This is a genomic window from Streptomyces sp. NBC_01635, assembly GCF_045209715.1.
GTDB classification, from domain to species: domain Bacteria; phylum Actinomycetota; class Actinomycetes; order Streptomycetales; family Streptomycetaceae; genus Streptomyces; species Streptomyces hirsutus.
In genome coordinates this window covers 419,369-441,275 of sequence record NZ_CP109277.1, presented here as the reverse complement: position 1 = coordinate 441,275, position 21,907 = coordinate 419,369, and the positions used below count along the sequence as shown (strand labels likewise).

20 protein-coding genes and 6 pseudogenes are annotated in these 21,907 nt (G+C 68.4%); 13 read left to right on the top strand and 13 right to left on the bottom strand.

From position 1 onward, the window contains the following. Nucleotides 1–55 precede the first annotated feature (55 nt). Nucleotides 56–628: a YceI family protein gene (locus OHB56_RS02195; RefSeq protein WP_406351311.1), complete on the bottom strand. Its 573-nt coding sequence runs from the start codon at nucleotides 626–628 to the stop codon at nucleotides 56–58. A 545-nt stretch (nucleotides 629–1,173) separates the two neighbouring features. Next, nucleotides 1,174–1,319: pseudogene (locus tag OHB56_RS02190) on the bottom strand (universal stress protein); the annotation flags it as partial. Nucleotides 1,320–1,395: 76 nt separating this feature from the next. Between OHB56_RS02190 and OHB56_RS02185 the strand changes: the two are divergent. Then, nucleotides 1,396–2,121 (top strand): annotated as a pseudogene (locus tag OHB56_RS02185) (IS6 family transposase). 39 nt (nucleotides 2,122–2,160) lie between these two features. On the opposite strand, the gene OHB56_RS02180 reads toward OHB56_RS02185, so the two are convergent. The 3 genes from OHB56_RS02180 to OHB56_RS02170 form a co-directional block, all read right to left on the bottom strand. Next, nucleotides 2,161–2,556 (bottom strand): Mu transposase domain-containing protein, encoded by a 396-nt coding sequence (locus tag OHB56_RS02180; RefSeq protein ID WP_326756759.1) that lies wholly within the window; start codon nucleotides 2,554–2,556, stop codon nucleotides 2,161–2,163. A gap of 184 nt (nucleotides 2,557–2,740) precedes the next feature. Next, nucleotides 2,741–3,154, bottom strand: a complete 414-nt coding sequence (locus tag OHB56_RS02175; RefSeq protein WP_406351309.1) for a hypothetical protein — start codon at nucleotides 3,152–3,154, stop codon at nucleotides 2,741–2,743. Nucleotides 3,155–3,731: 577 nt separating this feature from the next. After that, a complete protein-coding gene (locus tag OHB56_RS02170; protein ID WP_406351307.1) occupies nucleotides 3,732–4,631 on the bottom strand; it encodes a hypothetical protein in 900 nt (299 codons plus the stop codon). 195 nt (nucleotides 4,632–4,826) lie between these two features. Here OHB56_RS02170 and OHB56_RS02165 point away from each other — a divergent pair. Continuing rightward, nucleotides 4,827–5,096, top strand: a pseudogene (locus tag OHB56_RS02165) (Tn3 family transposase); the annotation flags it as partial. Nucleotides 5,097–5,246: 150 nt separating this feature from the next. On the opposite strand, the gene OHB56_RS02160 reads toward OHB56_RS02165, so the two are convergent. Further along, entirely contained in the window at nucleotides 5,247–5,888 is a 642-nt protein-coding gene (locus OHB56_RS02160; RefSeq protein WP_326756762.1) for a TetR family transcriptional regulator C-terminal domain-containing protein, read from the bottom strand. Nucleotides 5,889–5,971: 83 nt separating this feature from the next. On the opposite strand from OHB56_RS02160, the gene OHB56_RS02155 reads away from it, so the two are divergent. Together OHB56_RS02155 and OHB56_RS02150 are read left to right on the top strand one after the other, a co-directional pair. Next, complete coding sequence (locus OHB56_RS02155) at nucleotides 5,972–6,286, top strand: multidrug efflux SMR transporter (RefSeq protein ID WP_326756763.1); 315 nt, start codon at nucleotides 5,972–5,974, stop codon at nucleotides 6,284–6,286. After that, nucleotides 6,287–6,682: a DMT family transporter gene (locus OHB56_RS02150; RefSeq protein WP_406351305.1), complete on the top strand. Its 396-nt coding sequence runs from the start codon at nucleotides 6,287–6,289 to the stop codon at nucleotides 6,680–6,682. It begins immediately after the preceding gene. A 619-nt stretch (nucleotides 6,683–7,301) separates the two neighbouring features. On the opposite strand, the gene OHB56_RS02145 is transcribed toward OHB56_RS02150, so the two are convergent. Beyond that, nucleotides 7,302–8,831 carry a hypothetical protein gene (locus tag OHB56_RS02145; RefSeq protein WP_406351304.1) on the bottom strand — a complete coding sequence of 510 codons (1,530 nt, stop codon included), beginning with the start codon at nucleotides 8,829–8,831 and terminating at the stop codon, nucleotides 7,302–7,304. Nucleotides 8,832–8,959: 128 nt separating this feature from the next. Between OHB56_RS02145 and OHB56_RS02140 the strand changes: the two genes are divergently transcribed. The 3 genes from OHB56_RS02140 (at nucleotide 8,960) to OHB56_RS02130 (ending at nucleotide 11,785) form a co-directional block, all read left to right on the top strand. After that, nucleotides 8,960–9,640 carry a response regulator transcription factor gene (locus tag OHB56_RS02140; protein ID WP_326756767.1) on the top strand — a complete coding sequence of 227 codons (681 nt, stop codon included), beginning with the start codon at nucleotides 8,960–8,962 and terminating at the stop codon, nucleotides 9,638–9,640. Further along, nucleotides 9,627–11,087 (top strand): sensor histidine kinase, encoded by a 1,461-nt coding sequence (locus tag OHB56_RS02135; RefSeq protein WP_406351302.1) that lies wholly within the window; start codon nucleotides 9,627–9,629, stop codon nucleotides 11,085–11,087. The genes OHB56_RS02140 and OHB56_RS02135 overlap by 14 nt, the downstream gene beginning before the upstream one ends. A 290-nt stretch (nucleotides 11,088–11,377) precedes the next feature. Then, entirely contained in the window at nucleotides 11,378–11,785 is a 408-nt protein-coding gene (locus OHB56_RS02130; protein ID WP_326756769.1) for a hypothetical protein, read from the top strand. Between the two features lie 37 nt (nucleotides 11,786–11,822). Here OHB56_RS02130 and OHB56_RS02125 read toward each other — a convergent pair whose 3' ends face one another. The 3 genes and pseudogenes from OHB56_RS02125 to OHB56_RS02115 all read right to left on the bottom strand — a co-directional run bounded on the left by OHB56_RS02125 (nucleotide 11,823) and on the right by OHB56_RS02115 (nucleotide 14,501). Further along, complete coding sequence (locus OHB56_RS02125) at nucleotides 11,823–12,593, bottom strand: transposase (RefSeq protein ID WP_406351300.1); 771 nt, start codon at nucleotides 12,591–12,593, stop codon at nucleotides 11,823–11,825. Nucleotides 12,594–12,600: 7 nt separating this feature from the next. Further along, nucleotides 12,601–12,939 (bottom strand): hypothetical protein, encoded by a 339-nt coding sequence (locus tag OHB56_RS02120; RefSeq protein WP_406351298.1) that lies wholly within the window; start codon nucleotides 12,937–12,939, stop codon nucleotides 12,601–12,603. Between the two features lie 105 nt (nucleotides 12,940–13,044). Next, nucleotides 13,045–14,501, bottom strand: a pseudogene (locus OHB56_RS02115) (NF041680 family putative transposase). 213 nt (nucleotides 14,502–14,714) lie between these two features. On the opposite strand from OHB56_RS02115, the gene OHB56_RS02110 reads away from it, so the two are divergent. Then, nucleotides 14,715–15,143 carry a signal peptidase I gene (locus OHB56_RS02110; RefSeq protein ID WP_406351296.1) on the top strand — a complete coding sequence of 143 codons (429 nt, stop codon included), beginning with the start codon at nucleotides 14,715–14,717 and terminating at the stop codon, nucleotides 15,141–15,143. 350 nt (nucleotides 15,144–15,493) lie between these two features. On the opposite strand, the gene OHB56_RS02105 is transcribed toward OHB56_RS02110, so the two are convergent. Then, nucleotides 15,494–15,865 carry a winged helix-turn-helix transcriptional regulator gene (locus OHB56_RS02105; RefSeq protein WP_406351294.1) on the bottom strand — a complete coding sequence of 124 codons (372 nt, stop codon included), beginning with the start codon at nucleotides 15,863–15,865 and terminating at the stop codon, nucleotides 15,494–15,496. 77 nt (nucleotides 15,866–15,942) lie between these two features. On the opposite strand from OHB56_RS02105, the gene OHB56_RS02100 reads away from it, so the two are divergent. Both OHB56_RS02100 and OHB56_RS02095 read left to right on the top strand, forming a co-directional pair. Continuing rightward, complete coding sequence (locus OHB56_RS02100) at nucleotides 15,943–16,353, top strand: RidA family protein (RefSeq protein ID WP_326756801.1); 411 nt, start codon at nucleotides 15,943–15,945, stop codon at nucleotides 16,351–16,353. Nucleotides 16,354–16,712: 359 nt separating this feature from the next. Next, nucleotides 16,713–16,910: pseudogene (locus OHB56_RS02095) on the top strand (IS701 family transposase); the annotation flags it as partial. Between the two features lie 156 nt (nucleotides 16,911–17,066). Here the strand turns inward: OHB56_RS02095 and OHB56_RS02090 are convergent. Next, complete coding sequence (locus tag OHB56_RS02090; RefSeq protein ID WP_406351292.1) at nucleotides 17,067–17,540, bottom strand: hypothetical protein; 474 nt, start codon at nucleotides 17,538–17,540, stop codon at nucleotides 17,067–17,069. Between the two features lie 1,117 nt (nucleotides 17,541–18,657). On the opposite strand from OHB56_RS02090, the gene OHB56_RS02085 reads away from it, so the two are divergent. The 3 genes from OHB56_RS02085 (at nucleotide 18,658) to OHB56_RS02075 (ending at nucleotide 20,896) form a co-directional block, all read left to right on the top strand. Then, complete coding sequence (locus OHB56_RS02085) at nucleotides 18,658–19,005, top strand: hypothetical protein (protein ID WP_326756798.1); 348 nt, start codon at nucleotides 18,658–18,660, stop codon at nucleotides 19,003–19,005. Between the two features lie 475 nt (nucleotides 19,006–19,480). Next, nucleotides 19,481–20,686: a cytochrome P450 gene (locus tag OHB56_RS02080; protein WP_406351290.1), complete on the top strand. Its 1,206-nt coding sequence runs from the start codon at nucleotides 19,481–19,483 to the stop codon at nucleotides 20,684–20,686. A 12-nt stretch (nucleotides 20,687–20,698) separates the two neighbouring features. Then, a complete protein-coding gene (locus OHB56_RS02075; RefSeq protein ID WP_055571498.1) occupies nucleotides 20,699–20,896 on the top strand; it encodes a ferredoxin in 198 nt (65 codons plus the stop codon). A 200-nt stretch (nucleotides 20,897–21,096) separates the two neighbouring features. Here the strand turns inward: OHB56_RS02075 and OHB56_RS02070 are convergent. Continuing rightward, nucleotides 21,097–21,806: pseudogene (locus tag OHB56_RS02070) on the bottom strand (IS6 family transposase). Nucleotides 21,807–21,907: the final 101 nt, after the last annotated feature.

The window sequence follows — 21,907 nt, the reverse complement described above, 5'->3', positions numbered from 1 at the left end:
TCCTCTACAGTAGGCGGCCGCGCGGTCGCCGCGCCCGAAGCCTTGAGCCGGGTGGTCATCCAGCCCCGTCCACCAGTTCGGGCCTGGCCACCTCGAACTCCACCCGGACCTCGTCGGCCAGCCGCAACGCACCCAGGAACGCGGTGTAGGGCTTGATTCCCCAGGTGGATTGCGTGACGGTCGCCCAGCCGCGCAACAGCCCGTCGCCATTGCTTTTCCCGTGCACCGTCACCGGGTGGGTCCGGCCCCTGATGGTGAGCTCCCCGGTGATCTCGAAGGACTGCAGCGTGCCCGTGATGCCGGTGGAACGGAAGGTGATCGTGGGGTGCTCTGCGGTGTGCAGCAGAGCCTTGCCCTCGAGAGTCCGTTTGATTTCGGCCCGGTCGGCATCGGTGAGTGCTTTCAGCCCGCCCGTTCCCTCCTGGACCTCCAGTGAGCCCGTCTCGACCGCCACAGCCACCGACGACCTGTCGGGGTGACCGACGGACATCACGGCTTCCCCGGACCACCGGGTGGCCTCGATCGTGAGGTCGTGCCCCGCCCTGCGGCCCAGCCCGGTGCGGCCGGTCCTGATCAGGAGGCGGCCGGTCGATGGCCCGAGCCGGTACGTTCCGTCTGTCAGCGTCACAGCGCCGAGGGTATGGGGCGGATGCGGCCGCCGCCGTCGAAGGAGCCCGGTCGGCGTGTCCCGTGTAGGTCGAGATGGCGCTGCGCCGCAGCAGAGCCGGATGCCCAGGTCGCGGCCACGATGCGCGCCTGTCCGCTGCCGCGAGACCCGCCGGGAAAGCGCGACGCGGCGTGACCGCCACCCGTGCTGCCGATCAGTCGCCCTCCGAGCCGCGAGCCACCGGTTTGTCGACCACAGGCCCAGGCCGCCGAGGCCGTTCGGCCTGCATCGGAAAGCCGCCTGCCTGTTCGCTGCCTGACACAGACGGTTTGCGGGGACGGCGGACGCCTCTGCGGGATCGTCACCGCGCACGATATCGACTGGCTCTCCCGGCGGCACACGACAGGGATGGCCTACGGTGCTCCACCTCCCGGCCATGGCCTCCGCCTGCGGCTTCCTCGCCGACGGGGACACTTCCCTTTGGGAGGCACGAGCAGACGGCGACCATGCTGATCAGGGCAATTTCGGTGCCTGGGAAGCAGGGCGTGTGGCACGGTCAGCGCGCTTCACAGGCCAGAACGCACCACGGTGACCGGGCAGTGCACGTGGTGGAAAACGGCCTGGCTGATCGAGCCCAGCAGCAGTCCGGCGAAGTCGTCCCGGCCACGATCAGTTGAGCCCGGCCGCTCGCTTCGATCAGAGCTTGCCGGGGACGCCCGCGCGGCACTGTCACGTTGGCCGATTGGGTGGGATGATCTTCTGGTTGGTCATGCTGGGAGGAGCCGTCCGTGGACAGCGCGCCGCCGTCGTCGTACCAGGGGCACCGGTACCCGGTCGAGAGCATCTCCCACTGCGTGTGGCTGTACCACCGCTTCCCCCTGTCGTCCCGAGAGGTCGAGGAGCTGATGCTCCAGCGCGGCGTGCTCGTCTCCCACGAGACCATCCGCCGCTGGTGCGCCAAGTTCGGCCAGACCTACGCCAACGGCCTGCGTCACCGCCGGCTCTGGCCCGGGGGCACGTGACACCTGGACGAGGTCTTCATCAAGATCAACGGAGAGCCGCACTACCTGTGGCGGACCGTCGACGCCGACGGCACCGTGCTCGACCTCCTGGTCCGGGGCCGAAGGGGGACAAGGCCGCGGGCAGGCGCTTCTTCCGCAAACTGCTCAAGAAGACCCGCACGGTGCCGCGGGTGGTGGTCACCGACAAGCTCTGCTCCTACGGCGCGGCCCACCGCGAGGTCATACCCTCTGTCGAGCACCGCTCCCACAAGGGCCTGAACAACCGGGCCGAGAACCCCCACCAGCCCACCCGGCAGCGCGAACGCGCCATGAAGGGCTTCCGCAGCGTCGGCGGAGCTCAGCGGTTCCTGGCCGCGTTCAGCGGCATCTCCCCCCCACTTCCGACCACGCCGCCACCGGATGACCGCCACCGAATACCGCACCGAGATGACCATCCGCTTCGCCCTCTGGGACCAGATCACCGGCGCCGTCGGCCGGCCTGCCGAGGCCTGAACACCGGCCCTCACCACGCCCCGACGCGCCATCGGACACTCACATACCCAACAACGTGACAGCGCCGGGAAATGCGCCGGGCTTGCGGACCAGGACCTTCAGGTAGTGATCCAGCTCCAGGCGGACGGCGCCCTTGGCGATCAGCCTCTCGTGCCGGGCCACTTCCACGTTCTGGTCATAAACCACTAGGTGAGAAGCGTGCAGGACGACCCGCACCCGCTTGCCGATCAGCCGGATTGGCACCGAGTAGCGGTTGGTGCGGACCGGGATCTGGCCGTAGCGGTCGAACCGCGGGGTGAACAGCCGGCCCGTCTCGAACGGCTCCTCGGGCAGTGGCATCAGTAGCGGCTGTTCGAGTGCGAAGTACTCGGCGACGGTCTTGGGCCGGGCACCGATGCGGCGTGTGTCGTCCTGCAGGTCCCACTGTTCGACCATCTCGTTCAGCTCGGCGAGCGAGGCGACCTCGGGGACGGGAACGAAGTGGTTGCGGCGGAAGTAGCCGTCCTGTCCCTCGACGCCGTCCTTCTCGTGGGCGCCGTCGATGCCCGGACGGCAGTAGAAGCTCTCGATGCCGAATTCTCTGAACTTTCCCTCGAGTGGTGATTGAGCCAGGACGTTCTTACTCGCGGTTGAGTTCGCGGTGGGCGCGAAAGTCGAAGAAGCACAAACCGTCGTTCACTGCTCCAGCCTCGATTTCCTGCAAGGTCCAGGGGTGGGCGGAGTAGTCGTCGGTCGCCACGCCTCCGTGCTCAAGCAGCAGCGCGACCAGTTGGTGAACCTCTGCGGTGCCGTCGATCCGCCCGGAGATGTCGATCTGCACTGCCCAGGTGGGGTGGTGTCCGACGGCCGCTTCGAGGACCGTCACGTCATCGGGATCCCAGTCGGAGAAGAGGCCGCCGGTCTGCTCATCGTCGATCTCGATGTAGAGGTTGCCGTCCAGCGTCCAGGGATCGCGCTGCTGGGGGAGGTGCCGATCAAGGGAGGCGACGGTGTCAGCTCGCTCACCTGTGGGGAACACGAACACACTGCGCATGGGGTGGAGAGTAGGCGGTGTAGCTTCGCGGCGCCCAGGGATATTCTCCGATCATTTCGCCTTCACAAGGTGCTGCTTGAGGCACTGGAAGCTCGCGGCGGAGTGGGAATCCCGAGGTCGACGACGGTCCGGTCGCCGCCTCTCCGGTCGATCTGGGCGAGTTTGTCTTCGGCGCCGGCGAGGCTGACCCGCAGCCCTTCGACCTCGCCGAGTCAGCCTTCACGCTCGGCCTCGGCGATGCGGGCGAGGAGGTTGTCGCGGATCTCGACCATCCGGTCGCGTTGGGTGGGGTCGGGCCAGAGCATCGGGCAGCGCACGCCCCGTTGACTGAACGAAGCAGGTTAATTGTGCAATTCAGGGCACAGGTGAGGTTGTCGCCCAGTACGGTCTGCGGTCGTGATGGACGAACGTGCGCCCAGGCGGGATCTGTCGAGGTTGGCCGTTCCTCGGTGGGGTCGGCTGGTGGAGACCGGCGACCGAGTCACCCCCGAACCGGCCAAGGAGGAGTGACAGCTGTCCGTGAATCGGTCGGCCGGTGGGAGGCGCGCAACACGCTGTGCGCCTCCCACCGGCGTGTTCAGGCGATGACGAAGGGGATGAACGCCACCTCGGCGCGGGGAGCCCTGCCCGGGTCTCCACTGCCCCGGACAACGAACCCCCACTGCCGGTCTTCGTCGGCGCGACTGGAGTCGAAGGACTCGCAGTGCGGGTGGGCCCGGATCGCAGCGATGGTGTCGGCGATCCGGGCGTCCGGGTCCTTCTCCCGGTAGAAGATCAGCAGAGACGTCCGGCGACCGCCGTTGTCCGTGTACCCGAGCAGCTGGTCCAGCGCTTCGGTGACCGACTTCGGCCCGTCGTGGAACTTGCACTCGGAGATCGAGACGTTGCGGTCTCCGATTCGGATCAGGATGTCGGTCTTGCCCTTGCCGTTAAGGGTCTCGCCGGTGGACTGCCCTTCAAAGTAGGCATTGAGGGCGACGAGGAGCACGTCTCGCAGCCGTTCCTCAGACATGCTGGTGGTCAGGAGATTCGACCGCTCCATCGCGTTGCGGGCACCCCGCAGAAGCCGGAGGGATTCCGCGTACGCCTTGGCGTCGTGCCGCGCCACCTCGGGCCGCCACTCGCAGACCGGGAGGATCTGAAGGGACGGGCTGACCTGGTAGCCGTCCCGGGCCAGCGCGGCTGTGATCTTCGCCAGTGTCTCGCCCCAGCCGTAGGAGCCGGTGCACTCTTCCAGCATGCCCTCGAACGCGCGCAGAGCCCGCTGCACCTGCCCCTCGTCGGTCCAGTCGACACCCTCGACGAAGGAGCTGAAGACCTGTTTGCGGGCCCCACCCGAGCGAACCTGCGAGACCTCCACTGGGGAGAATCCCGCTCCCGCCCGGCACGCTTGCAGGGGATTTACTTCGATGCCGGAGCTGAGCGCCCAGAAGAGCTGGCGCGTCCGGGCGCCCACAATCTCGACAGCTGTGTCCATCAAGTCAGGTTAAGAGCCGAACCGTGCCAGTGATGGTGTTTCAGGTACATCGCTATCCGTAGGTCGTGGCTGCTTCGGGAGGGTAGTGCCGACACGCCCGACGACACCCAGTTCTCCAACTTCTCCACCACTACTTTCCGTGGTGGAGAAGAGTGAGTCCGCTAGCTCAAGGCCATGCTGGGCTAGTTCGGATAAGACCAACTCGGCTCGCTCGGCCTGGTCCTGAACGCCGTGGTGCTCTGGACGACCCGCTACATCGACGCCGCCGTCCCCCAGCTCCGCGCCGAGGGACACGAGGTCCGCGATGCGGACGTGACCCGCCTGTCCCCGCTCAAGCACCGCAATCTGAACGTGCTTGGCCGGTACAGCTTCACCGCCTCGACCCCGGCCGCCGGCGCCCTGCGCCCGCTGCGCGACTCGGACGCGCCGGAGCTGGACGCGGACGACGACGGCGGGCAGGAGTGAGTGTCAGTAGCCAACCAGGGCACTGATCAGTTCGCCGCCGCTGCTTTCGTCAGCCGCTTCGCGGACGTCGCGGTCCACTGCCAGGCAGCGCACAACGCTGTCCGGTGGGGCCACAAGCCGCACAACGTCGGACTTGCTGCCTCTTTGGCCTCATCGTTCTCGACCTGGCGCCGACCGAGCGGAGGATGGCGACCTGGGCTCCGGTCGCAGCACCTGAGGTGACGGGGCCTGTTTCAGATTCGTCAGGTGGGTGTCCACCACCCGTACGGCCCAGTCGGTGTCCTCGTCCTCACCCTGTCGGATCATGTGCAGAGCAAGCCCGTCCACCATCGCGTGCAGGCGCTGCGTCTCGATCCGGATCTCCTCCGGGGCCACGCCCAGTACGCGTACCACCCGTTCGCAAAGGCCCCTTACGGCCCGGTGCGCCCTGTGGTGCGTCGCGCGCAGGTCGCCGTCCGTCATCGCGGCCGTGCCAAGGACCACGGTGATCTCCATCTCCAAGCGCCGCGGCTCATCCAGCGGCAGCAGTTCCAGCAGTACCGCCCGCGCCCAGTCGTCACCCGGCGCAATGGCGGCGACCCGGTCGGCCAGGCGCTCGACCACCATGTCGTACGCCCTGATCCGCAGGCTGGCCTGTGTCGGAAAGGTGTAGCGCAGCGAGCTTGGTGGCAGTCCTGCCTCGGCAGCAACCTTGCGCACCGACAGCGCCGGGATGCCGTCGCGCACCAGAACTCTCCACGCCGCTTCCGCAACCCGGCGGTTGCGTTCATCAGTGTCGATCACGCGAGGCATGACACCATTGTCGCACGACTGTACGACTACGTGCTAGCTTCGTTTTGGTACAGCCGTACGGAAACGTGGAGAGGAACGTGCGCATGGCGTGGATCGTCTTGATCGCCTCCGCTGTGCTGGAGGCCGTCTGGGCCACCGCCCTGGGGATGTCCCAGGGATTCCGGCGGCTCGCGCCGACCGCCGTCTTCGCCGTCGCCATGACGCTGAGCATGGCGGGCCTGGCCTACGCGATGACCTCGCTGCCCACCGGCACCGCTTACGCGGTGTGGGTCGGCATCGGTGCCGTGCTGACCGTCGTGATCGCTGCTGTGCGGGGCCAGGAGAAGCTGACGCCCCTCCGCGCGGCCCTGCTGGCCGGCCTGATCGGCTGCGTCGTCGGACTGAAAGCGGTGAGCTGAATGCCCTGGTTGATTCTCTTCATCAGTGCCGTGCTGGAGGCCGTCTGGGCCACCGCCCTCGGCGCCAGCGACGGACTCTCCGAGCCCGTCGCGAGCATGGTGTTCTTCATCGCGATGATCCTGAGCATGATCGGTTTGTCGCGCGCCGCGAAGCACATCCCCATCGGCGTCGCCTACGCCGTGTGGACCGGCACCGGCGCCGCGCTCACCGTGGCCTGGGCCATGGCCACCGGCGGCGAGGCGGCGAGCGCGCTCAAAGTGCTGTTCCTGGCCGGCATCATCGGCTGCATCGCCGGACTCAAGCTGTCCAAGCCGAGCCCGGCCGAGAACGGCCCAGTTCACCGCGGTCCAGAAGACCGACCCGACAACGCTGCAGCACCGAAGCGGACCCCTTGAGACCCGTCCCGGCTGCCCAGGCGCACGGACCGTCTGTCGCCAAACGACGGCGAGCTCAAGCGGTCAGCGCATCACCGCTGTTCAGGAGGTCAGCGTAGACCTCTGCCGGAGTGCGATAGTCATGGATCTTGCGCGGACAATGGTTGAGTTCATGGGCGATGACGTCCAGCTCTGCCCTCGGCCTTTCGTGTTCGGTCGTCAGCTTCGGTCGCCACCCCATTCGTCGTCGCGGTGCGTGTGCGGGCACGCAGGCGGCCCGCTCGTCGCATCGGGTGGGCGCCGGTTGCCACGGTCCGGTCGGTGGCTCTGCTGCTTTTCGGGGTTCGAGGAGATCGACATCGCCGACATCCCGGACGTCCCTGATCTTCCCCAGGCTGTTGTCGGTCAGCCTGGGTCCGGGAAGGCGCCAAGCCGACTGATCGTGTCGGTGATCTCTTCCGTCCATGGCCAGTGGCGGGCGAATCGCAGGTGCCGCCGGCGTGCCGTCGCGATGAGTTGGGCAGCGGCGCAGAACAGCCGCAGCCTCCCACGGCAGCAGCGACCGGCAAGTCAAGGTCCAAGGCTTCCGGGTCGAGACAGCGTGACGGCGGTGGTGCCGGCCGGGCCGGCACCACCGCCGTCACCTCATCACCCCACCGCTCGCTCCCGGGCTGTTGGATCCAGGACCGGCCTTCGGAGACGGGTCGTAGTCTCGGACATAGACGGTGACTCGCGCCCCGTTGACATGGGTTGTTCCGTACTTGCGGAAGTGGCGCCGCAGGGTGCTTTTTTTCGCTTCCTCCTGCGGGTTGGTCGGCGAGTGCGCACCCGCCGCGCGGACCGCGACGATCCGGTCGAATTCCAGCATGCGTGCCGCAATATCCTGGGCGGGAAGCTCGACACCTGCAAGTGTGTTCGACGAAACGGGATCCTGTGCCAGGGCGAGATCTGTCAGAAAACGGGTGTCCTCGGGGTTGGCCGCGGTCAAGATCCGGTGTTGGCCGGAGAGATAGAGCAGCCCGTCGCCGGGACGGCCTTCCTTGCGTACGGCGGCGCCGATGGCGGTGACGTCATTACTCCGGCTCTGGGGCGTCCTCAGCGAGAGGCTCGGCGGGACGAGCGCGGCCAGTACGGCAACCGCTGCGATCCACGCGTTGCGGGAAGACTGCTGCAGCCGGTGGAAGTAATCCATCCATGCGCCCAGCAGCAACGCAATTCCGATACTGCTGTAGAGCACATACCGGTCGACGAAAAGGGGCTTGACCAGTGAGGCGATCAGCAGCAGAAGGCCCGGAAGCACGACAATCGGCACAGCCAGCACGGAAAGCCGCACGGGTCCCCTCGCCCCCAGGGGCGCGAGGGCACACGCCACGCCCACGACCGCCACGGTCAGGAAACCAGGAAGCCGCACCGGTCCGTCGATCCAGGACACCTGCCCCGACTGCCCCGCACTACAGATCGCCAGCGGCAACAGCCCGGCCACAACGCCCGCGGCAGTCACACTCCACGCCTTCAGCACCGGTCGTGGAACACGGGAGACGGCCAGCGTGACGCCGTGTGCAACCAGGGCGAGGACCGCGAACTCATGGAGCAGACAGGCCAGCAGCATGGTGGAGCCATAGACCGCCCACCGCCACCGGGCGCGATGCGGGACGCTGACCACGAGCGCATAGGTGGCCCAGGTGACCAGGGCACAGACCATGGCATACGAGCGGCCTTCCTGCGCGTACTTCTGGACCTGGGGAAGGAGCGGAAACACCAGCCCGGCCAGCAGCCCGGCACGGGGTCCCGCCAGGCGTAGCCCCAGAAGCCCGACTCCGCTCGCCGCCACGGACATCGCCAGCACAGACGGCAGCCGCAACGTCAGCAGCCCTCCGCCGAAGAGACCGAAGATCTCATGCATCACGGTGTAGTGGAGGGCATGGACCAGATCAACATGCTGGGCGGTGAGCCATATCTGCGAAAGGTCGCGGTGTGCGAGCTGATAGGTGACGGACTCGTCCCCCCACATACTGTTCTTCCTGCGGATGCCCCAGAGCCCTAGAGCGATGGTCAGTGACAAGGGCGCGATGAAAACAACTGCTTTGGCCGGGCTCGGTGATGGTCGACGGGCGGGTACGGGAGGGGAAACCATTCTGGCCACGGCGGGGCCACGTTCATCAACGGACATCGGCGACAAGGCCTTTCAGCAGTGGCGAAGACACTCCGCCAGCGTGCCCGGCCCTCATTGACCGGTTGCTGACCCAACCTGACCGGCCGATCAGGAAGGCGGGCCGGCGCTGTGCAAGGCTGCACCACATGCGCATCCTGGTGGTCGAAGACGAGGTGGACCTTGCCCACACCCTGCACACCGGTCTGACCGCCGAGGGCTACAGCGTCGACCTCGCCCATGACGGCCGACAGGGACTGTGGATGGCCCGGACCGGCGAATACGCCCTTGTCGTACTGGACTTGATGCTGCCCGGACTCAACGGCTACAAGGTCTGCGCCCAGCTGCGCCGGGAGGGCAACGCGACCCCCATCCTGGTACTCACCGCCAAGGACGGGGACTGGGACCAGGCAGAGGCACTGGACACGGGGGCCGACGACTACCTGGCCAAACCCTTCTCCTACATGGTGCTCGTCGCACGGCTGCGGGCCCTTGTCAGACGAGCCGCCACGGTCGCCCCACCCGTCCTCGCCGTGGGCGACCTCTCGTTGGACGTCGCCGGCCGGGTCTGCCGCCGGGCCGGGACCCGGGTGGAACTCACACCCCGGGAGTTCGCCGTGCTGGAGCTGCTGGCCCGCCGGGCGGGCCAGGCAGTCTCCAAAGCGGATCTGCTCTATCACGCGTGGCCCGACGAGGCCGAGGATCCCAACCTGGTGGAGGCGCGCGTCAGCGCACTGCGCAAGAAGGTGGACGCCGCGTTCCACCGGCAGTCCCTGCAGACCGTACGGGGTACCGGATACCGGCTGGTGGACGACCGTGAACGCGACTGAGCCGCGACGCCGCTGGTGGCCACGGTCGGTGCGAGCCCGCACGGCCCTGGCCGTTGCCTCGACCGCCGCCGTCATCCTGACCGCCATAGGCTGGTGGGTACACCGCGACGTCTACCGCCAGAGCACGCAGATCGCCACCGAACAGGCCGTGGCACAGCTCTTTGCCCTCAGCGACCAGCTGAGAGAGGGAGTGGTCCCCGCTCGCGCGAGCACCGTGCCGTACGAAGTCGTCGCGACCGGCCGACGCACCGCCGTCGCCTACGGCGGAGGCATGGAGGACTTCGATCCCGGCACCCACCACGTGATGCCCGCCCCGACCGGGGAAGGGTCGCCCCACTACGTCCGCCTGCCTGTCAACCGTGACTACAACCCCGGGATCAGAAGCGACATGGCCGGCGGGATGTATCGGGTCCTGGCGGTCGACATCGAGGCCGATGAACTGAGCAGCGACGAGGTCGCCGATCTGGGCATCGCCGCCGACGCCAAGCTGCGGGTCTATGTGGTGGTGCTCCCGCACACAGCCGAGGAAATCACCGAGACCACCGACCGCCTGCTGCTGCGCGCCGGCCTCGTCAGCCTCGTACTGCTCGCCACCGCCGCCTACTTCGCCGTCCGAATCGCGCTGCGGCCGGTCGAAGCCATCCGCGTCCTCACCGCCTCGGTCACCGCGAGAGACCCCCGCGAACGCGTCACCGTCCCCGCCACGGGACACGAGATCACCGCCCTGGCCACCACCATCAACACCACCCTCCAGCGCCTCGACAACGCCGCCGCCCAGCAGCGCCGCTTCGTCGCGGACGCCGCCCACGAACTGCGCAGCCCCCTCACCACACTGCTGGCCAGCCTGGAAGTCGCGCTCGCCTATCCGGAACGCACCGACTGGCCTGCCGCAGCCACCACCGCCGCACGGCAGACCCGCCGCCTCCACGCTCTCGCCGAGGACCTGCTGCTGCTCGCCCGCCTCGACGCCCGCACCCCCGTGGTTCGGCCCGACACCATCGACCTGGCGGCCTTCGCCTCCCGGCTGACCGGGCAATACACGCTCACCGAGCGGCCGTTGGCGCTCACCTGCGACAGCACCGGCCCCGCCCCCGTACACGGCAACCGGGACGATTACGAGCGGCTGCTGCGTAATCTCATCGACAACGCCGCCCGCCACGCCGCACACCGCATCCAGATCACCATCCAAAACCAGGACGCCTGGGTCGTCCTCACGGTGCACGACGACGGACCGGGCGTGCCCACCGAGGACGCCGAGCGCATCTTCGAACGCTTCGTCCGGCTCGACGACGCCCGCTCCCGCGACCACGGCGGCACCGGCCTGGGCCTCGCCATCGCCCGCGACCTGGCTCACCGCCACCGAGGCACCCTCATCCTCACCCCCCGGCCCCTCGGAGCATGCTTCCAGCTACGCCTTCCCCGAGCCCCTACCCCAGCTGAGAAATAGCGCGCTTCACCGCGAGAATTGACGCGCTTCACCGCGGCCGCACCGGCCACCCGACGAGACGCCGCTGGTCGGCCAAGCACAAACGGCACGAGCTGCTGGTTATCGCCCTGACCGATGTCAAGGGGCGGCTGCTGTGGACCTCCCCCGCCTGACCCGCGCGCGGCTCGGAGATCACCGCCTGCCGCCACGACGACCTGGTCGGCCGACTCCGCGCGGCCGGCCTCGCCGCGATATTCCGTATCGGATCTATCAGGATGAGCTGCCCGTTGACGTGGTGCGCGCTGACGGGGGTGCAGCAGGCGATTCTGCACTGCCTGTACTCACGGCACAGCGACGGACTGGTCCGCCAGCGTCACCTGGAGCAAATCGCCAGTTCCGACGAGCCGTGGGTGGTGCCGTTCGTGGTGCAGTTGGCCGGCGAGTACGTCTTGGAGATCCTGGAGTCCATCCAACACGGCCTTTCCGACCTGTCCTCCAAGCGGTCTGCTCAGCGGCTGGCATACGGAGACTTCATCGCGCGGAATCCGGGGTTCTTCGCGCGGACCGAGCGCCGGGTGGTGAGCTACTGGTCCTGCTACTACCGGTGGAAGTTCCCCGTGTTAGGCACGTACCCGGGCTGCCATCTGTTGGAGCTGCTGCGGGCCACTGCAATCGACCGCACGGGCAGACCATGGCCCCGCCACACGCCGCCGGACTAACGGCGCAGACTGGTCCGTGAGATGAACACCGTCGCCGTCACCCGGTGAGTGCGAGGTTGTGCAGGCGGGCGATGCCGAGCACCGCGTGGTGGACACCGTCGCCTTTCAGTCGGCAGTCGCGAAGGATCTTCCACGTCTTCATGCGGGCGAAGACGTGCTCAACACGGGCCCGGACCTGCTTGTGGGACTTGTTGTGCGCCTGCTTCCAGGCGGGCAGTTTCTCGTCCTTCGCGTGGCGGCGATGTGGAATGACCAGCCCTGTTCCCCGGTAGCCGCCGTCGGCGACGGTAGTCGTGGTGCCAACGGCGGTCTTGGCGCCGGACTCGCTCCAGGCCCGGCAGTCGTTGCGGTTGCCGGGCAAGGGCCGGCCGACCACGACGACCAGGCGGGTGTCGGCGTCGATGACCACTTGGTGGTTGGTGGAGTAGCGATAGTTCTTCGACTGCTCCGCGATCTTGTGGTCGCGGGTGGGCACCAACGTGCCGTCGACGATGAGAACCGTATCCCTGCGGAACCGCTTCCTGGATTGCAGCGCCAACAGCGGACCGGCGCGGTCGATGATGCGATCGGCCGCTGACTTCGAGATCCCAAACAGCGGCGCCAGTTGGCGCAGGGTCAGGTTGGTGCGCCAGTACGCCGTGACCAGCAGGACCCGGTCCTCCAGCGGCAGGCTCCACGGCCGGCCCCTGCGCACCGGGGCGGCGCCCTCGCGCCGGAGCGCGGTGATCAGCTTGCCGAACTGCCGCGGGCTGAGCCCGCTGAACGGGGCTATCCAGGAGGGCTCCGACGCCGTGATCACACCAGTCACTGCGTGATCATTCCACTGCTTCGGATTCTCTCTGCTCGAAGCCGATGCGGCAGCGTTCAACCTGCCCGGCCACGTGCTCCATGAACCAGCGCATGATCTTGTAGGGGATGGCGTGCTCGTCGTGGCTGTGGATGTGGACGGTCGGCTCCAGGTCTGGATCCTCGTCGGGTATCACCGCCACCAGGAAGGCCACTCCAGGCAAATGCGTTTCGGCACTGGGGATCTCAGCCCACGCGGCCGGCGCCGGGACGGCCTCGCTCAGCTCCACACACCATGCGTCGTCCGGCAAGGCGTAGTGGAACTGGATGGCGTAGTGACGACCCGCATGAACACGCAGCTCTGGCATGTCCGCAGGCTGTCACAGCCCCACGCCGGAGTCCCGCGAGTATCCCGCTCAGCACCTGGCGCGGGCGCCAGCCAGCCTTTTGAGGGACAGCCCTTAGCTTGATCTTTAACCTGTGCGGCGGGGGCGTGGAGTCGTGGACTTCTTCGTGCGTCGTTTTGTGGGGCCGGGTTTGCGGACGGTGTGCACGTCGTAGCGTGCGGTGGGCTGGTTGTTCCTGCGGCCGGGTGGCCGTCCCGGGCCGGGCCGAGAGGATTTCGGTGCTCCGGCCGGGCAGGCGGCCTTGGCCGGAGGTGCCGAAAGTCGCGACGGACGCGGGCCGGGGTGAGCCTGTCGGGCGGGGTCGGCTTTTCCCACGGCCGCCGGAGGTCTGCCGCCAGCGGGCGGGCGAGCCGGAGCTGGGTGAAGGCGACGACGATCAGCCAGGTCCAGCGGTCGGCGGCTTCGGGGGTGCGGATCTTCGGACAGGTCCAGCCCAGGGTCTGCTTGAACAGGCGGAAGGTGTGCTCGATGTCGAAGCGCCGCAAAAACGCCTGCCACAGACGGTCGACGTCGGCGGTGGTGGCGTCGGTGCCCGACCACCACAGCCAGACCGGCTTGGGTGTCGCGCCGCTGGGCAGATGCTCGACCTGCAGACGGATCACGGTGCCCTCGATGACCGGCAGGGCACCGAGCTGGGAAGTCCAGGCAGAGCGGTGGGTCAGTCTCGGGTGGAGCCGGTCCCATGCCCGGGCGGTGGCGGTGCCGTAGAGACGGGTTGCGGTCACCGTCTGCGCTTCGGGTGTGCCCCAGGTGGCCGGGTCACCGAAGACGAACTCCCCTCCATGGCGGGGCGGCCGGCCCCGCACGCCGGGCTCGCGAGGCGGGACCGCACGGCGCAGGACACGGTCCGAGCGCATCCGGCCCAGTACCTGCACCGGCAGATCTTTGAGCAGGAAGGCCAGGCGGGGCACGTCGTATCCGGCGTCCACCACGATCAGGATCTCCGGGTCGCCGTCCGTCCACTGCCCGGCCGAGACCAGCCGCTCGACCAGTTCACGCATCTGTCCGGCCGTGACGGTGGCGGCGTCGTCGCCCGGGGCCAGACGCAATGCGTCCAGCGGCGCGGTCCACGAACTGCGTCCCGTCTCCAGCGCGCAGATCACCGAGTAGGGCCAGCCGGGCACGGGAATGTGCTGGTCCTTGCCCCGGCCGTAGGTGTGGCACAGGATCCGCTGCGGTGAGGTGTGCGCGCTGGGCCGCAGCCAGCAGGTGAGGTCGGCGGCCAGCACCAGCCGGCCGTCCGCCGCCCGCGGCAGCGGCACCGTCGCCAGGGCCCGTCGCAGCCGGGCGACGTCGACCCGGCCTGCGGACAGGGCGTCGTAGAGCCCGCCGTGCCCGCGCCGGTGTTCGCCCACCAGCGACAGTTCCACCAGCGACCGGACCGGGCCATCCGCACACAGCACGGCATCGGCCAGCTCGAACAACGCATCCGCTCGCCTGGTCAGACAGGAGTAGAACTCACCCCGGAAGCATGACAGTTCCGCAAACGGATCCTGCCGGACGACGTGATGCAGCAGACTCATCCCCACGGCCTTCGCGCTGAGCTTGTGTGTTCCTTGGTCGGATCACATGCTCAGCCGAAGGCCGCCTTCACATACGGCAGTTACCAGCCCGAGTGATCAAGTACGAGGAGTCGTTCGACCTCCGAGGTTAAAGATCAAGCTAGAGCCTGTTGCGAAAGTGACGGCAGTTGCCGCTGCGAGTGCTGATCTGGCTGGCTGCTACCTTCCGGAGCCATGACCGACAGCGTGTATGTGGGCAATGCCGGCAGGGACGCGGCACTGGACCGGGGGTGGCTGCTGGGACATTTCAAGGACGCCTCCGATCCTCGGCATAGCGAGGGCGTAGAGATCAAATGGGGCGTCCACCCGCAGGGCGATGAGCGGGCTCGGTGGGTGACCGGCGAAGAGCGCACCGCCCTGCTGGTCCTCATCAGCGGGCGCTTCCGAGTGGAACTGCCCGGGCGCAGTGTTCTCCTGGCCGAGCAGGGGGACTACGTCGTGTGGGGCCAGGGCGTCGATCACTCCTGGTTCGCGGAGGAAGAGTCCGTGGTTCTGACGGTCCGCTGGCCCTCTGTCCCCGGCTACAAGGTGACCGACGAGGACGATTCCGCTGCTGGTCATAGCCATTCGTTCAGGACCGCGACCAGCACGGTGGCCTCGTAGCGGACGGCCAACTTGTCATAGCGGGTGGCCACCGCACGGTGGCGCTTGAGGCGATTGATCCCGCATTCGACCGCGTAGCGTTCGCGGTAGACGGTCCGGCTGTGCCGGTGGGATTTCTGACTGACGAGCAAGCCGCTACCTACAGTGCCTTCGGTGAGGTGCCCACGCGCCCCGAGCTGCTCTTCGCTGAGTCCGCCGCTGTTGGGTCCGAACAGGGAACCCGGTCTGACACGCCCTGGCCGGGGCGCCGCAAGGTGACGGGACCGCCCGGGCAAGGTCTCAATTCTTCGTGCGAACTGAAGCGGCCGCAGGGTTCTGTTCCTCCGCAGCCAGCCGGGGCGGGGGAAGACTCAGCCGCTTGCTTCTTCCCGCATGTCGAAGGCTTCACGGGCGCGTGTGATAGTGGGCATGTTCTCCGAGGCCCACGCCAGCAACACGTCGACGGGAGGCCGCAGGGTCTTGCCGAGTGGCGTGATCTGATACCTGATCGCCACCGGGCGGGTGGAGACGACCTCGCGCTCGATCACGCCGTTTCGCTCGAGTCGCCGAAGTGTCGCGGTCAGCGACTTCTGCGTGACCTGCGGGATGGCTCGGCGCAACTCGTTAAAGCGGCACGGACGTTCGCACAGTTCGCTGAGAACGCTGAGCGACCACTTGTCGAGGACCTGGTCGAGCAGTTCGCGATGCGGAGGGCCGATGAGGAATTTTTCCTCGGTATCCATGGAGAAACCTGGTCTCGTTGAAGTGTCCTTCTTCCACTAAGTAGCTTACGGATACCTAGCTCAGAGGGAGAACACTGATGACTGTCCAGCACTTCACGCCGGAGGGCATGCTGCAACCGGCTCCATATCACCACGTGGCCGTCGGCACCGGCGCGACACACATCCACGTCAGCGGGCAGGTCGCACGCCGGGCCGATGGGACTCCGGTCGCACCCGGCGACCTGGCCGGGCAGGTCGCCCAGGCACTGCGCAACACCTCCGTCGGGCTGGCGGGCGCGGGCGCGTCGTTCGCAGACGTGCTGCGCCTGACGTTCTACGTGACCCGCTGGAGCCCGGAGAAAATCGGCGACTTTATGGCCGGTGTGGAAGCCGTCGCCGACGAGATCGGGCTCCAGCTCCCCATGCCGCCGGCCTCCCTGATCGGTGTCGAGTACCTCTTCGAGCAGGATGTACTCGTAGAAGTCGAAGCAACTGCGCTGCTCGGCTGACTCTTGAGGCATGTCTTCCAGCCTCGTCCCCATGCGATCGCCACCGCGGGCGCCAAGGTCGGGGAGCCGGGCCACGTTGTCGTGCCCCGGCTCCCCGACCACAACCGAACGACGCGGACGATGTCGAGCGCCACCCATGCCCGCGATGCGTGGCCCAGCCCGAATCACCGTGCCGCTCACACTCCGGCGCCGTCACCGGCACCTACCACACCGGCCGCTTCACGAAGGTGCTCCAGCTCGCCAAGCTCCTGCGCGTGCCGACCCAGGCCGACCGCGTCCCGGGGCAGTCCTGGAGGCCCGGCCCGGCACGCCCGCGCCTGCGCCTGCGTCGACCGACTCGGACATCCCCAGCGCGGACAATCGAGCACAACTACCGCGAACTCAAGCACGGCCTGGGCCTGGACCGTTTCGAAGGCCGCTCCTGGAACGGCTGGCACCACCACGCCACCCTGGTCACCGTCGCCCACGCGTTCCTCACCGGACAGCGGCTGGCCCCAAAAGCCGACACACCCAACTCACCCTCCACCAGATCCTCGACGCTCTCCAGGACGTCCTGAGGCGCTGGACCGGCATCTGCACCACCTGCCGCCAGCCCTTGCCCAGCAGGACACGCACGACACCAAGACCGAGACAGATCTAACGGAGTCCTACCAGAAAGGAGGTTGCCAGCCGTCCCAGTGCGTCTTGTGGCCGGGCGGGGGCCAGGATCCCGTTTAACCTGGATGGGGCCACAGGCGGCCCACCCATTCGCACTCCGGGATCGCGCCTTCCCAGTCGTCGGTGCACCGGTCGGCCCAGGTCCGGCCCACCATGACCGGCCGGGTCACCACGCCGCCGGCGACCTCCTGCACCCGCACCACCAGACCGAGCCCGTTGACTCCCGGATTCCCCCGCGGGCCGTAGGACACATCGAGCACCCCGCACCCGTGAGCGTGCAGGAGGAACCGTTCCAGGTCGGCTGGGACGCAGGCGGTCAACTCCCATCCCCAGAGCGCTACCTGGGGCCCATGGGCCGCGTCGACCGCGACGCAGAACAACCGGCCGTCGACGAAGTAGGCGTACACCGCAGGCTCCGCACGCCCCGTACCGAACTCCACACCGAGGGTCTCCGGAAACGAGGGGTCGGCCTGGAACCGACGCAGCTCGGTCATGCCCGGCAGCACTGCGGCGACCTCAGTGATCCGCATGCCGAAACACAACGGTCCGACGCCTTCCAGGGCATCAGCTCCCAGACCAACCGCGCCGGTCCCTTCACGGCACCCCGAAGCTCTGCTGCCGCCATCTCTCCGCTCGTCCCCGTCCACACACCGAGCCGCACCGATTCCCGGCACTCAGCATCACCCCGGCATTACACCAAGCTCAAGATCGTTCACGGAACTTCGGGCAGAGCCATTTTCAAGGAGCCCCAACAACAGTGCGGCGCGCAAGGCGAGGTCGGTGCTCGGATGGCGGCAGAGGACCCGCTGGGCGGCCCAAGCGGCCCTGCCGCCGGCAGAGGGAGGCAAGGACGGGGAGACCTCTCCGCGCTTCAGCGGCCAGTGTCTTCGGGGCACTTCTCGGTCTGGGGGGTGGTCGTGGGCTCCGGTGCGGCGGGGGCGGTGTAGAAGGGTGATGCTGCTTGCCGGAGAGGGTGACCCTGGCGAGCATGCCGTGGAACCGGGAGCCGACGGGTCGAGCGATGGGTTCGCCCTTTCCAACGGGCAGCACGACGAGTGCCCGGACGAAGACACCGTGCCGATCGGTGAGGCTTCAAGATCGTGGAGCACGTTGTCAGCACGGGATCCTGGCCCACCAACGCGTGCTGGGCGGTCGATCGCTGAGACAGCGAGCTATCGCCGGGCCCGGATGAGGATGGCTGCAAGGTGGAGCGCGGCCTGGTAGGCGATGGCCAGCTTGTCGGTTCGCATGGCCGGGCTTAGAGGTGTCCACCACTCGGGGACAAGTGCCACCCTCTGCCCCGACGAACCCTTGCCATTCGACGATGGCCGGGGCACCGGCGCACCCCGCCCCGGACCGGCCCCCTCCCCGTCGTCCCGGGCGTCCGTCACCACGAGGAGGGGGCCGGGTCGTGCCGTCGGGATTCCGTCCGTCTCCCGGACGGGTGGCCGCTCCGCAACTCGCCCGTCCTAGAGGTTCGTTGACAGGGTGCGTCGCCGGGCGTTGACTGGCGGGACGGTGTAGGCCGACCAGGCGGGCCATGAGCGTCAAGGGCTTTCGTTCGGCTCAGGCCCCGCGAGCCCGGCTTGATCCAGACGAGGGCCGGGTGGCACTCGGCTGGCGCGACGCACAGGGAAGTGGCACACGATGATGTACGACCAGGCACGCGCCCAGCAGCCTCCGGACAAGGGTGTCGGAGCCGCCGCACGCCGGGCCCCGGGGCCTGAGCCGCTGCTGCCCGCCCAGGAGCGGGACCGGGTCTCCCAGCTCCTGCGGCAGGCCCTCCTCGACTTCGCCGACACCCCGCATGAGGCGCTGGAGGCGGCCGAGAGCGCCTTCGACGAGGTCACGGCAGAGCTCGCGAGCGCCCTCGCGGAACGGCGACGCGTCCTGCGTGCGGGCTGGCAGGACCAGGACGCCCAGGCGCAGGCGGAGGAGTTCCGGCACGCGCTGCGGCAGTACCGGGAGATCACGGAGCGACTGCTGCGCCTGTAGACGGGCCCGGCCCAGCGGCAGGTCACCGCCGCACAGGTCGCCGCCGCCCCGGGCCGGGTGGCGCCGGTCGCAGTACGGCTGATGCGGGTTGGTGCACGCTCACGTGCCACCTCCCGGAGAGGCAGGTCGCGACGGCGCCGACGGGCACGGCGATGCCGTAGCCCGCGAGCAGGCCCGCGACGAACGCGGCGCTCACGACCGCGGCGGACCGGGCCTCCGGGGACGGCCGGGCTGCTGCCGGGACCGCGCGGAGAGGTCGGCGGCGGACGGCAGCGGCGAGAACACATCGGTCGTGGACATGGCCGGATCCTGTATCCCGCGCCGTTCGGGCGGCAACCGAATTACGATGCGGAATGGGTGGTTCCCAGCCAGATCCCGCAGGTCCCCGATCTGGCCGAACTTCATGTCGTGCCCTAGGTGCCCCGGGCATCTAATGAAGATCGGCACGACGCATCCTTCGTCTGCGAGGTCTTCCATGACAGACCTGACCGAACTGTCCGAGCCCGTCTCCTTCCCCCAGGACCGGACCTGCCCCTATCACCCGCCCACCGGGTACGACCCGCTGCGCACCGCCCGGCCACTGGCCCGCATCCAGCTCTACGACGGCCGCCCGGCCTGGCTCGTGACCGGTCACGCCGTCGCCCGTGACCTGCTGGCGGACCCCCGGCTGTCCACGGACCGCACCCGCTCGGGCTTCCCCGCCACCACGCCCCGCTTCGCCGCGGTCCGCGACCGCAAGACGGCACTCCTGGGCGTCGACGACCCCAAGCACCGCACCCAGCGGCGGATGATGATCCCGAGCTTCACCCTCAAGCGCGCCACCGAGCTGAGGCCGCGCATCCAGGAGATCGTCGACGAACTGCTGGACGCGATGATCGCGCAGGGGCCGCCCGTCGACCTGGTGCGCGCCTTCGCGCTGCCGGTTCCGTCCATGGTGATCTGCGCCCTGCTCGGCGTGCCCTACGCCGACCACGAGTTCTTCGAGGAGCAGTCGAGGCGGCTGCTGCGGGGACCGACGGCCGAGGAGACGCAGGACGCCCGGGACCGGCTGGCGGCGTACCTGGAGGAACTGATCGACCACAAGCAGCGGCAGCCCGGCGAGGGCCTGCTGGACGAACTCGTCCAGCAGCGGCTGCGCGAGGGCGAGCTGGACCGCGAGGAGCTGACCGCGCTGGCGATAATCCTCCTGGTCGCGGGTCACGAGACCACGGCCAACATGATCTCCCTCGGCACCTACACGCTCTTGCTGCACCCCGACCGGCTGGCCGAACTGCGCGCCGCCCCCTCGCTGCTGCCGGACGCGATCGAGGAACTCATGCGGATGCTGTCCATCGCGGACGGGCTGCTGCGGCTGGCCACCGAGGACATCGAGATCGCCGGGACCACGATCAGGGCCGGGGACGGCGTGGTCTTCTCCACCTCCGTCATCAACCGCGACGAGGACGTCTATCCGGCGCCCGACACGCTCGACTTCCACCGCTCGACCCGTCACCACGTCGCCTTCGGCTTCGGCATCCACCAGTGCCTCGGCCAGAACCTCGCCCGCACCGAGCTGGAGATCGCCCTGCGCACGCTCCTCGAACGGCTGCCCGGGCTCCGGCTCGCCGCCCCGCCTGAGGAGATCCCCTTCAAACCCGGCAACACCATCCAGGGAATGCTGGAACTCCCCGTCAGCTGGTAAGAGGCTGCCGTCATGCACATCGAGATCGACAAGGACCGCTGCATCGGCGCCGGACAGTGCGCCCTGACCGCGCCGGGAGTGTTCACCCAGGACGACGACGGCTTCAGCGCCCTGCTGCCCGGCCGAGAGGACGGTGCCGGCGACCCGCTGGTCCGGGAGGCCGCCCGCGCCTGCCCCGTGGGCGCCATCACGCTGTCCGAGGACGAGTAGCGGGTCACGCCGACCGCCGGTCCGCCGCCGCACGCGGCGAGCCGGCCGACCCGCCGCGTGCCCGTCGCGCCGGCCCGTGGCCCAGGCAGCGCAGGATTGACTAGAAGGCCACCGCGCGGGTGGGCGTTGTCACGTTGTTTGGGTGTGTGGGTGTCTGACGGCGTGTCGAGGTGTGGTGGGGCCGGGTGCCGGCCCTGGGCTCAGGCCGCGGCAGGCCGGCCGGTGACGCCGGTGACCTGCTCCCAGAGGGCGAAGCGGACGGTCATCTCGGCGCGGTAGCCGGGGGCGGTCTCGGGTGGCGGCGGGGCCGGAAGTGGGGTGAGATGCCGCTGAACGCGGCCAGGAACCGCTGCGCGGCGCCCACACTGCGAAAGCCTTTCATCGCCCGTTCGCGCTGCCGGGTGGGCTGGTGGCTGTTCTCGGCCCGGTTGTTCAAGCCCTTGTGGGAACGGTGCTCGACGGAGGGCATGACCTCGCGGTGGGCCGCGCCGTAGGAGCAGAGATTGTCCGTGACGATCACCCACGGCACCTCGCCCGTCTTCTTCAACAGGCGGCGGAAGAAGCGCCCGGCCGCAGCCGTTTCCCGGCGGCTCTGCACCAGGATGTCCAGCACCATCCCGTCCTGGTCGACAGCCCGCCACAGGTATTTCCGCTCACCGTTGATCCTGATGAAGACCTCGCCCAGATGCCACTTGTCGCCGGGCCGGGGCTGTCGGCGGCGCAGGCCGTTGGCGTACTGCTGACCGAACTTCGCGCACCAGCGGCGGACCGTCTCGTACGAGACGATCATGCCGCGCTCCAGCATCAGCTCCTCGACCTCCCGGAACGACAGCGGGAAGCGGAAGTACAGCCACACGCAGTGGGAGATGATCTCGACCGGATACCGGTGCCCCTTGTACGACGGCGACATGCCCTCCACGGATGACCCCCTCCACCGTGATCAGCCCGAGGATCCTCCCACCCTGTCAGCCAACGTGACAGCGCCCACTGGAGCCTTACGGCCGACGAAGC

Excerpts from the sequence above, each read along its gene's own strand:
- OHB56_RS02180 (WP_326756759.1), bottom strand. The coding sequence starts at position 2,556 with ATGGTCGAACAGTGGGACCTGCAGGACGACACACGCCGCATCGGTGCC.
- OHB56_RS02175 (WP_406351309.1), bottom strand. The coding sequence starts at position 3,154 with ATGCGCAGTGTGTTCGTGTTCCCCACAGGTGAGCGAGCTGACACCGTC.
- OHB56_RS02170 (WP_406351307.1), bottom strand. The coding sequence starts at position 4,631 with ATGGACACAGCTGTCGAGATTGTGGGCGCCCGGACGCGCCAGCTCTTC.
- OHB56_RS02160 (WP_326756762.1), bottom strand. The coding sequence starts at position 5,888 with ATGCCTCGCGTGATCGACACTGATGAACGCAACCGCCGGGTTGCGGAA.
- OHB56_RS02155 (WP_326756763.1), top strand. The coding sequence starts at position 5,972 with ATGGCGTGGATCGTCTTGATCGCCTCCGCTGTGCTGGAGGCCGTCTGG.
- OHB56_RS02150 (WP_406351305.1), top strand. The coding sequence starts at position 6,287 with ATGCCCTGGTTGATTCTCTTCATCAGTGCCGTGCTGGAGGCCGTCTGG.
- OHB56_RS02145 (WP_406351304.1), bottom strand. The coding sequence starts at position 8,831 with ATGTCCGTTGATGAACGTGGCCCCGCCGTGGCCAGAATGGTTTCCCCT.
- OHB56_RS02140 (WP_326756767.1), top strand. The coding sequence starts at position 8,960 with ATGCGCATCCTGGTGGTCGAAGACGAGGTGGACCTTGCCCACACCCTG.
- OHB56_RS02120 (WP_406351298.1), bottom strand. The coding sequence starts at position 12,939 with ATGCCAGAGCTGCGTGTTCATGCGGGTCGTCACTACGCCATCCAGTTC.
- OHB56_RS02110 (WP_406351296.1), top strand. The coding sequence starts at position 14,715 with ATGACCGACAGCGTGTATGTGGGCAATGCCGGCAGGGACGCGGCACTG.
- OHB56_RS02105 (WP_406351294.1), bottom strand. The coding sequence starts at position 15,865 with ATGGATACCGAGGAAAAATTCCTCATCGGCCCTCCGCATCGCGAACTG.
- OHB56_RS02100 (WP_326756801.1), top strand. The coding sequence starts at position 15,943 with ATGACTGTCCAGCACTTCACGCCGGAGGGCATGCTGCAACCGGCTCCA.
- OHB56_RS02090 (WP_406351292.1), bottom strand. The coding sequence starts at position 17,540 with ATGCGGATCACTGAGGTCGCCGCAGTGCTGCCGGGCATGACCGAGCTG.
- OHB56_RS02085 (WP_326756798.1), top strand. The coding sequence starts at position 18,658 with ATGATGTACGACCAGGCACGCGCCCAGCAGCCTCCGGACAAGGGTGTC.
- OHB56_RS02080 (WP_406351290.1), top strand. The coding sequence starts at position 19,481 with ATGACAGACCTGACCGAACTGTCCGAGCCCGTCTCCTTCCCCCAGGAC.
- OHB56_RS02075 (WP_055571498.1), top strand. The coding sequence starts at position 20,699 with ATGCACATCGAGATCGACAAGGACCGCTGCATCGGCGCCGGACAGTGC.